The following is an 8,745-nucleotide window of genomic DNA, read 5'->3' as shown; positions in this document are numbered from 1 at the left end:
CTTTCCGTCCTGGTCGTCGTAGACGCCGGCGGCCAGGGGGTGGACGCGGCGCGCGCCCCCGCCGGGGGGCGCGCCCGCCGGGGGCCCGGGGGGTTTGGGGGGGGGGCGGGTGCGGCCGCGGGGGGGGCGGCCCCCCCCCCGGGCGGGGGGGGGGCCGCCGCGCTCTGATCCGTTGTGGCATTGTCCGTTTCGGGTTTCGGCTGGGCCGTCGATGGGTCCTGCAACGGAATCTCCTTCATGAACATGAGCACGATGCATGCCAGCAGGGCCACGGCCGCGCCGAGGAAGAACACGCCGTGCATCGCGTTGGTGAAGCCGATCAGGATGGGCTCACGCACCTGGTCGGGCAGCGCGGCGATACCGGCGGTGTCGGCCTGCAACTGGTCGAGCTTGTCGGTATCGAATCCGGCGGGCAGCCGTCCGCCGAAGGCATCGAGGATCTTGTTCGGCAGCATGTTGAACAGGATCGTCAGGAACACCGCCACCCCGAGCGTGCCGCCGACCTGCCGGAAGAAGGTCGCCGACGCGGTCGAGACGCCCATGTCCCGGCGCGGTCCGGCGTTCTGGGCCGCGATGATCAGGGTCTGCATGCAGAAGCCCAGCCCGAGGCCGATGATGCCGCCGAAGATCAGCGGCTGCCACAGCGGGCTGTCGAATTTCACCTGGGCGTAGAGCAGCGCGCCGATCGTGATGATGAAGGTGCCGAGCACGGGCAGGATCTTGTAGCGGCCGCTACGCTTGGTGACCTGACCGGCGATCACCGAACCGCTCATGATGCCCAACACCAGCGGCAGCATCAGCAGACCCGCCTCGGTCGGCGAATACCCGCGCACCACTTGGAGATACAGCGGCACCATCGTGATGGAGCCGAACATGGCGATGCCGACGATGGTCCCGCCGCCGATGGCCACCGAGAAGGTGGAGTTCTTGAACAGCCGCAGCGGGATCAGCGCGGAGTCCTTCATCACGGCCTCGATGACCAGGAACAGCACCAGCCCGACCGCGCCCACGCCGTAGCAGAGCAGCGCCTTGCTCGAGTCCCAGCCCCAGCTGCGGCCCTGCTCGGCCACGATCAGCAGCGGCACCACGCAGATGGCCAGCGCGACCGCGCCGAACCAGTCGACGCGCAGCTTCTGCCGCTGATGCGGCACATTGAGCACCTTCGCCACCACGAGCAGCGCGAGCGCGCCGACCGGCACGTTCACCAGGAACACCCAGCGCCAGCCGTCCAGGCCCCACAGGTGGTCGTAGTCGGAGAACAGTCCGCCCAGCACGGGGCCCAGCACCGTCGAGGTGCCGAACACCATCATGAAGTAGCCCTGATACCGGGCGCGTTCCCGCGGCGGGACGATATCGCCGATGATGGTGAGCGCCAACGACATCAGGCCGCCCGCACCGAGACCCTGGAACGCGCGGAATCCGGCCAGCATGTACATCGAGGTCGCGAACGTGCACGCCGCCGAGCCGATGACGAACAGCGCGATCGCGGTGAGGTAGAACGGCTTTCGGCCGTAGATGTCGGCCAGCTTGCCGTACAGCGGGGTGCTGATCGTGGCCGTGATCAGATACGCCGTCGTCGCCCACGCCTGCTGATCGAAACCGTGCAGGTCGTTGGCGATCCGCACGATCGCCACGCTGACGATGTTCTGGTCGAGCGCGGCCAGGAACATGCCCAGCAGCAAGCCGGACAGAATCGTCAGAACCTGCCGGTGCGTCAGCGACGGTTGCGCACCGGCGTCCAGGACCGGCTGCGCCGCCGGTGCCCGGGTGGTCGAAGTTGTCATCAATCAAGCCCTATTCGAATCGGCTGTGGCAGTGGTCTTCTCGATCCCGGTGACGAGCCGCTCGACCAGGTCGGTCAGCGTCGTACGCTCGTCCTCGGACCAGTCGGTCAGTAGTCCGGCCAGCACGTGGTTGCGGATGCGGCGGTTCTCCTCGAACACCCGCACCCCCTCCGCGGTGGGGGCCAGGACGCAGGCTCGCCCGTCGATGGGGTCGGCGCGGCGTTCCACCAGTCCGTGCGACACCAGATTCCTGGTCTGCCGGCTGATGGTGGAGGTCTCGGCGTGCAGCAGTTCGGCGAGTTTGCCGGTCCGCTGCGGGCCGTCGTGGACCAGGCAGAACAGTACAGCGTAGGCCAGCCGCTCGAGCCCGTCCGGTCCGAGCGGGGCCAGCTGCGATTTGGTTCTGCCGATCGCCCGCATGAGCCGGACCAGTTGGGCGCCGAGTTGGTCGGCGACGTCGAGTTCGGCCTTCGTAGCACCGCGATCACGGGCAGCAACGACCATGATCAGCTTTCCTTTTCCCCGCAACACATTTGTTTAGCACTTACAACTAGTTGCTGAGGCCAACTATACAGACCGGAGGTAGCACCTCCGCAAGCGGTATTTCGCCTGGGACAGAGCGGGCGACGCCCGGCCCGACCGAAATCATCCCAGGTCTGCACCCTCAGCGCCACGACGGGCATACACCGCCGACGACAGCTGTGGCCAGGAACACATCACCGAGGTCTTCCGCCTCGTCCGGTTTGCCCGTATTGCCAGATAATCCCCCGTTCCGGGAGTGCCCCGACGACCACCCGCCTTCCCGTCAGCGGAACCATTGCCCGCCGCGCCGCTTAGAATCTGCGGGACCGACTCGAAAGGGACCCGCAGCATGGACGCGGTCATCACGGAAGTCGCCGAAGAGGGCAAGCGGCTCATCGACGAGGCCTGGCTGGGCAGGATCACGCGTGACCAGGCGGTACACCGGTTCGTTCAGGTCGGCGACGGCTTGGTCGAACTCACCACCGCCGAGGACATCGTCGACGACGGCCTGGCCTGGCTGGATTCGCATTCCACCCGGCTGCGCCTGCTGGGCTGGTGCGCGGTGCTGGAGCTGCCGGTTTTCGGTGGTCTCGCGGTGGTCGGCGTGATCACCGGGGACTATCCGGCCGCGGCCGTCGCCGCGCTGCTGCTGGCGGGCCTGCAGTACGTGCACCGCCGGTTCGCGCCGCATCCGACCCCGATCCGCCGCCCGTCGCGCGCCGGGCGCTGAGCCGAACGCGCCGAATACCATGACCGGATGACCAAGGCGCAGCGACTGCACATCGTCCCGTCGCGTTTCGCGGTGGAGCGTCTGCCCACCGCGACCTTCCCCGAGGACGACGAGTGGATCGCGCTGGTGCGCGCGCCGGAGGGGCTGACCATGGTCCGCGAGGCGCCGCCGTGGGAGCGGGGCGAGGTGTGGGTGGGTTTCTACGCCGGGGCGGCCGCGCGCGGACCGCACGACTCCGGCGCACTGGCCGCGCTGGTGGGTCCACTCGCCGACGCGTCGATCCCGGTCTTCGTCGCCTCGACCTGGCACGCCGATCTGGTGCTGGTGCCGCAGGAGCGGCAGGAGGAAGCGATCGCGGCGCTGAAGTCGGCCGGGCACGAGGTCGCGGAGTCGTCGGCATAGTTCGTCAAGCCTCGCGGTCCCGCTTCCATTCGAGGTACTCGTGCCGCAGGCAGACCGCGCACGGCCGGTAGCCCGCGGCGACGGCCGTTCGCTCGTCGGCGAAGAAGACGCGGTGCAGCGCGTAGCGGCCCCGCGGCAGTGCGCGCAGGGCGGCCGGGCAGTCCAGACGGCCGTAGACGCGCAGTCGCCGGTGACCGCCGAGCGTGCCGGGAGTCGTACTGCGGTAAGGCTTTCCGTCCGCGCCGAGCAGGGTGTAAGACATCAGGCGTCGTGGAAGACCAGGCCGAGGGTGTGCCGCCGACCGGAGCGGACCACGCTCACACCATGCCGCATGGGCGCGGCCGACCAGCCGCGCGAGCTGCGCACCGGGCGTTCCCTGGTCGTGAAGACCAGCCCGTGGCCCTGCGGCAGCGTGACCGACGCGCCGCGGGATTGGGCCCTGGGACGCTGCTCGACCATGAGGAATTCGCCGCCGGTGTAGTCGTCGCCGGGCGCATCCAGCCCGATGACGACCTGCAGTGGAAATATCATGTCTCCGAACAGGTCCCGATGCAGCGCGTTCCAGTCACCCGGCCCGTAGCGCAACAGGATCTGCGCCGACTTGGACTGACCGGCCTGATGACACTGGGCAATCCAATCGTCGAGCCGGGGCGGCCACGAGCCGGGCCGTCCCAGTCGTGCCGCCCAATCCCGCGCTATGGGAAGCAATTTCGGGTAGAACGCCGCCCGCAGGTCCCGCACGAGATCCGGGAGATCGTGGGTGAAGTACCGGTATTCGCCGGAGCCGAACCGGTGCCGCGCCATCACGATCGTGCTCCGGAACCGTTCGGCGTCGCCGTACAGCGCTGCGAGCGAACGACATTCGCCCGGGGTCAGCAGGGGTCCGGTCAGCGCGTGGCCATGCTCGTCGAGTTCGCCGGCGAGAACGGCCCAATCCTGTTCTGCCACACGTCCGGCGGGGGCCGTCGACAATCCGGCCGCCATCACGCCGCCCGGCGGGCCCGCTCGAGCTCGAGCAGGCGCTGCTTGCGTTCCACTCCCCCGGCGTACCCGGTGAGCGACCCGTCCGCGCCGATGACGCGATGGCACGGCCGGAGGATCAGCAGCGGGTTCGCCCCGATGGCCGTTCCCACCGCGCGCACCGCGGCGCGCGGCGCTCCGATGCTCGCCGCGATCTCGCCGTAGGTCACGGTGGCGCCGTACGGTATGCGCTCCAGGGCCTGCCACACCCGGCGCTGGAAATCGCTGCCGGCAGTGGCGAATTCGATGTCGAACTCGGTGCGGTCGCCCGCGAAGTAGTCGTGCAGCTGGGCGGCGACCGCGCCGAACACCGTCGCATCCTCGATCCAGTCATCCTGCACCGCAACGGCTTTGGCACCGCCCATGGACAGAGCGGTGAGCACCACACCCGCGGCCGACGGCTCCCCCGCCAGCCGCAGCTCGCCGATCGGGCTGTCGATCGTCGTGTACACGGTCATGAGAATCCTTCCGTCGTGTTCCACGATCCAATGTGCCCCGGCCACCGAGCCGATACCGGCGGGAATCGGACATGCCATTCGCGGTCGCCGGAATATCGCCGCGGCCTCGCATGGTTACGAGGCCCATGCGAATCATCATCATCGGCGCGACCGGGACCATCGGATCGGAGGTCGCCGCCGAACTGGAACGCGGCGGCCACGAGGTGGTCCGCGCGGCACGCGGCGGCGCGGTCCGCGTGGACATGGACGATCCCGCCTCGATCGATGAGCTGTTCGCCACGGTGCCGGACGTCGACGCGGTGATCTGCTGCGCGGCCAGTGGCAAACTCACGCCGCTGGATTCCGACGACGACTTCTACCGTGGCATTCAGGGCAAGCTGTTCGGCCAGGTCCATCTGGTCCGCACCGCGTTGCGCCGGCTGCGCGACGGCGGCTCGATCACCGTGACCTCGGGCGTCTTCGAGCGGGTGGAGACCGGGATGTCGTTCGGCGCGCTGGTCAATGCCGGGCTGGAGTCGTTCGTGCGGGCGGCGGCCGTCGAGATGACGCGCGGAGTGCGGGTCAACGCCGTCAGCCCGGGCTGGGTGGCCGAGACCCTCGAGTCGATGGGTCGCGACGGCGCCGACGGCACTCCGGTCCGCGACGTGGCCCGGGCGTACGTCGAGGCGGTCGAGGGATCGGGGCAGGGACAGGTGCTGCGCCCGAGCCGGACCGGCGTGCGGGTGGTCTGATCAGCCTCGGACGCGCTGCAACTTCGGTGCGTGGCGCACCGGCCGGAGCGTCTTGTCCAGGTTGGTTCGCATGGTGGTGGCCGAGTCGATCAGGTAGTTCTGACGCACTCGCCACGGGTGCCGGTCGCCCTGGCGCGGGAAATCGCCGATCGAACGCTGGATGTAGCCCGACGCCAGATCGAGCAGCGGATGCTGCTCCAGGTGGCCCTGCGGCTCGGGCACGACCGCCCGATAGCCGCGACGGTCCATGTGCGCCAGCACTTTACAGACCAGCCGCGAGGTGAGGTCGGCGCGCAGCGTCCAGGACGCGTTGGTGTAGCCGATGCACACGGCGAAGTTCGGCACGCCCGTGAGCATGGCGCCCTGCCAGACGAACTGGTCGGACAGCTCCACGGGCACACCGTCGACGGTCAGCGCGATACCGCCGAACGCCAGCAGTTTCAGCCCGGTGGCCGACACCACCACATCCGCCGGCAGCACCCGGCCCGAGCGCAACCGAATCCCTTCTGGCACAAAGGTTTCGATGTGATCGGTGACCACCTCGGCCTTGCCCTTCTTCATCGATTTGAAGAAGTCGGCGTCGGGGACGGCGCAGAGCCGCTGGTCCCACGGGTTGTACGAGGGCGTGAAATGCTCGGCGACCAGCCGCTCGTCTTTCAGGATGCGGGTGGACAGGTCCGTCAGCAGCTTGCGCGCCGCCTCCGGCCGCCGTCGGCAGTACTGGTAGAAGCCCACGTTGAACAGGATGTTCTTGGTGCGGATGAGCCGATGCGCGAGCTGCGGGGGCAGCAGATCGCGGATCCGGTCGGCGTATTTGTCGCGACCCGGGACCGGGGAGATCCAGGAGGGCGAGCGCTGCAGCATGGTGACCAGTTCGGCCTGCTCGGCCATCGCCGGGACCAGGGTCACCGCCGTCGCGCCGCTGCCGATCACGACCACGCGCTTACCGGCGTAGTCGAGATCCTCCGGCCAGAACTGCGGGTAGATCACCTGACCGGAGAACGATTCCACACCGGGGAATTCCGGCGCGTGGCCCTCGTCGTAGTCGTAGTAACCGGCGCAGCAGTAGAGGAAGCCGCACGTCAGGGTGTGCCGCTCGGTGCCCTGCTGCATGGTGACCGTCCACCGGGCGTCGTCGCTGGACCATTCGGCCCCGACCACCTTGGTGCCGTAGCGGATGTGCTGCCCGATGCCGTACTGGTCGGCGGTCTCCCCGATGTAGCGCAGGATCGACGGGCCGTCGGCGATGGACTTGGCGTCGCGCCACGGCTTGAACGGGTAGCCGAGGGTGAACATGTCCGAATCGGAGCGAATGCCGGGGTACCGGAACAGGTCCCAGGTACCGCCCAGCGCCTCGCGCGCCTCGAGGATGGCATAGCTGCGACCGGGGTGTTCGGACTGCAGTCGATAGGCCGCGCCGATCCCCGAGAGACCCGCCCCCACGATCACGACGTCGAGATGTTCACCTGCCACGGTCATGGTTCCAGTGTGCGCGGCGCAACGGCGTGCTTCTTGACTTCACACGACAACTATTTGATTCTGGACGACATGTCGGTGATCCGGTCCGCGGGCCTGCGCGGCTTCCGCGCCACAGTGGCCGAGCTGGGCGGCGACGCCGAGGAGTTCGCCGCCGCGGCCGGGCTGCCGATCGCCGCGCTCGACGCTGACGATCTGCTGGTCGCCGACGAGGCGATGGCGCTGGTGCTGGAGATCGCGGCGGAGCAATTGCGCTGCCCGGATCTCGGATTGCGCATCGCGAGGCGGCAGGACCTCGGCATGCTCGGCCCGCTCGCGCTGGCCATCCGCAGCTCCCCCACCCTCGCCGACGCGCTGGAGTGCACGTCCCGCTATCTTTTCGTGCACGCCCGGTCGCTGAGTCTCACCCTGGAACCCGATCCGTACGGCGACCGCGGCGTCACGGCGCTGCACTACGGCGTGCGGCCGGGGCTGCCGATTCCCGTGCAGGGCACCGATCTCGGGCTGGGTTTCCTGCACCGGGCGCTGTGGCGGCTGGCGGACGGGCCGTACGGGTTGCGCACGGTGGAACTGCCCTACCGGCCGATGGCGGCGCGCGGTGTGTACGAGGAGTTCTTCGGCGCTCCGGCGCGATTCGAGCGTCCGGCCGCCGTGCTCCGGGTGCCCAGCAGCCTCACCTCGATGGCCGTGGCAGGCAGCGACGAGACGCTGCGCCGGTTGGCGATGGCCTTCCTCGCCGAGCTGTCGACCGGCGCGGGATCGGCCTACGAACCCAGGGTGCGCGCGGCCGTGCGCCAGCTGCTCGGCACCACGACGCCCGAATTGACCGCTGTGGCACGGCTTCTCACCACCCATCCGCGGACCCTGCAGCGCCGCCTCACCGCCGAGGGCACGTCGTTCGCGACCATCCTCGACGATGTCCGCCGCACCGAGGCCCGTCGCTACCTCACCACGACCGACCTGCCGATGAGCCAGATCGCCTCCCTCATCGGACTGGCCGAGCAGTCCACTTTCACCCGCACCTGCCGCCGCTGGTTCCGCACCACCCCCACCGCGCTCCGCCGCGGGCAGCACACGGCGAACAACACGGCGTGGTGAGCCGCGAAGTCCTTGCAGGCCAGGCAAATTCACGTGAGGTCAGGACGCGGCGGGCGCCCAGTGGTTGGCCGTGAGGGTGAAGCCGGGTAGGGCGGACAGCGACATGGTGGCCTCGTACAGCCGTTCGTAGCCGGTATGCGCGATGCGCCACTGCCCGTCCGTCTTCCGGTAGCGGTCTTGATAGTAGGCCGCGCCCCGGATCGCCACGTCGAACTCCGGCACGATCACCGTGTCCTCCATACACCAACTGCCCGTGGCATTTTCGCCGTCCACCACGATCTCCGGATGGCTGCTCACATGCACGGTGATGATGTTGCGGTCCAGTGTGCCGCGCATGTAGTCCACGATGGCGGCGCGCCCGGTGAACTGCAGCGGCCGACCGCCCGACGGCGACCCGTAGTCACCGGTCGCATCCTCGGTGAGCGTGTCCCCGAACTCGTCCCACCGCTTCAGGTCCAGCGCCCGCAGATAGCGGTATTTGACCGCACGAATCTCTTCCAGCGCGTTCAGATCCACGCGCCACC

11 protein-coding genes are annotated in these 8,745 nt (G+C 68.9%); 4 read left to right on the top strand and 7 right to left on the bottom strand.

All coding sequences use genetic code 11. From position 1 onward, the window contains the following. Both QH470_RS10795 and QH470_RS10790 read right to left on the bottom strand, forming a co-directional pair. Positions 1–1,784 (bottom strand): MDR family MFS transporter (locus QH470_RS10795; RefSeq protein WP_280272165.1); only part of this gene is annotated, 1,784 nt, incomplete at its 3' end. A 3-nt stretch (positions 1,785–1,787) separates the two neighbouring features. Further along, complete coding sequence (locus tag QH470_RS10790; protein WP_280272164.1) at positions 1,788–2,288, bottom strand: MarR family winged helix-turn-helix transcriptional regulator; 501 nt, start codon at positions 2,286–2,288, stop codon at positions 1,788–1,790. Between the two features lie 367 nt (positions 2,289–2,655). On the opposite strand from QH470_RS10790, the gene QH470_RS10785 reads away from it, so the two are divergent. Together QH470_RS10785 and QH470_RS10780 are read left to right on the top strand one after the other, a co-directional pair. Then, a complete protein-coding gene (locus QH470_RS10785) occupies positions 2,656–3,036 on the top strand; it encodes a hypothetical protein (RefSeq protein WP_280272163.1) in 381 nt (126 codons plus the stop codon). Positions 3,037–3,063: 27 nt separating this feature from the next. Further along, the gene (locus QH470_RS10780) at positions 3,064–3,438 is read left to right on the top strand and encodes an ACT domain-containing protein (protein ID WP_280272162.1); all 375 of its coding nucleotides are present in this window, start codon (positions 3,064–3,066) and stop codon (positions 3,436–3,438) included. Positions 3,439–3,442: 4 nt separating this feature from the next. Here the strand turns inward: QH470_RS10780 and QH470_RS10775 are convergent, their stop codons facing one another. The 3 genes from QH470_RS10775 to QH470_RS10765 are packed head-to-tail and all read right to left on the bottom strand — an operon-like array spanning position 3,443 to position 4,916. Next, positions 3,443–3,700: an Ada metal-binding domain-containing protein gene (locus tag QH470_RS10775; RefSeq protein ID WP_280272161.1), complete on the bottom strand. Its 258-nt coding sequence runs from the start codon at positions 3,698–3,700 to the stop codon at positions 3,443–3,445. Beyond that, on the bottom strand, positions 3,700–4,422 hold the full coding sequence (locus QH470_RS10770; protein ID WP_280272160.1) for a 2OG-Fe(II) oxygenase: 723 nt from the start codon (positions 4,420–4,422) through the stop codon (positions 3,700–3,702). Before QH470_RS10770 ends, QH470_RS10775 begins: the two co-directional genes overlap by 1 nt. After that, positions 4,422–4,916, bottom strand: coding sequence for a methylated-DNA--[protein]-cysteine S-methyltransferase (locus QH470_RS10765; RefSeq protein WP_280272159.1), 495 nt, complete (start codon positions 4,914–4,916; stop codon positions 4,422–4,424). Before QH470_RS10765 ends, QH470_RS10770 begins: the two co-directional genes overlap by 1 nt. A gap of 125 nt (positions 4,917–5,041) precedes the next feature. Between QH470_RS10765 and QH470_RS10760 the strand changes: the two genes are divergently transcribed. Further along, entirely contained in the window at positions 5,042–5,647 is a 606-nt protein-coding gene (locus tag QH470_RS10760; RefSeq protein ID WP_280272158.1) for a short chain dehydrogenase, read from the top strand. Here the strand turns inward: QH470_RS10760 and QH470_RS10755 are convergent, their stop codons facing one another. Next, entirely contained in the window at positions 5,648–7,126 is a 1,479-nt protein-coding gene (locus tag QH470_RS10755; protein ID WP_280272157.1) for a flavin-containing monooxygenase, read from the bottom strand. A 33-nt stretch (positions 7,127–7,159) separates the two neighbouring features. Here QH470_RS10755 and QH470_RS10750 point away from each other — a divergent pair, with 33 nt between their 5' ends. Continuing rightward, positions 7,160–8,221 carry an AraC family transcriptional regulator gene (locus tag QH470_RS10750; RefSeq protein ID WP_280272156.1) on the top strand — a complete coding sequence of 354 codons (1,062 nt, stop codon included), beginning with the start codon at positions 7,160–7,162 and terminating at the stop codon, positions 8,219–8,221. 39 nt (positions 8,222–8,260) lie between these two features. Here QH470_RS10750 and QH470_RS10745 read toward each other — a convergent pair whose 3' ends face one another. Continuing rightward, positions 8,261–8,737: a nuclear transport factor 2 family protein gene (locus QH470_RS10745; protein WP_280272155.1), complete on the bottom strand. Its 477-nt coding sequence runs from the start codon at positions 8,735–8,737 to the stop codon at positions 8,261–8,263. Between the last annotated feature and the right edge of the window lie 8 nt (positions 8,738–8,745).

Origin of the sequence: Nocardia wallacei (genome assembly GCF_029868745.1) — a bacterium.
GTDB lineage: Bacteria > Actinomycetota > Actinomycetes > Mycobacteriales > Mycobacteriaceae > Nocardia > Nocardia wallacei_B.
This window is presented reverse-complemented; position numbering and strand designations above follow the sequence as displayed.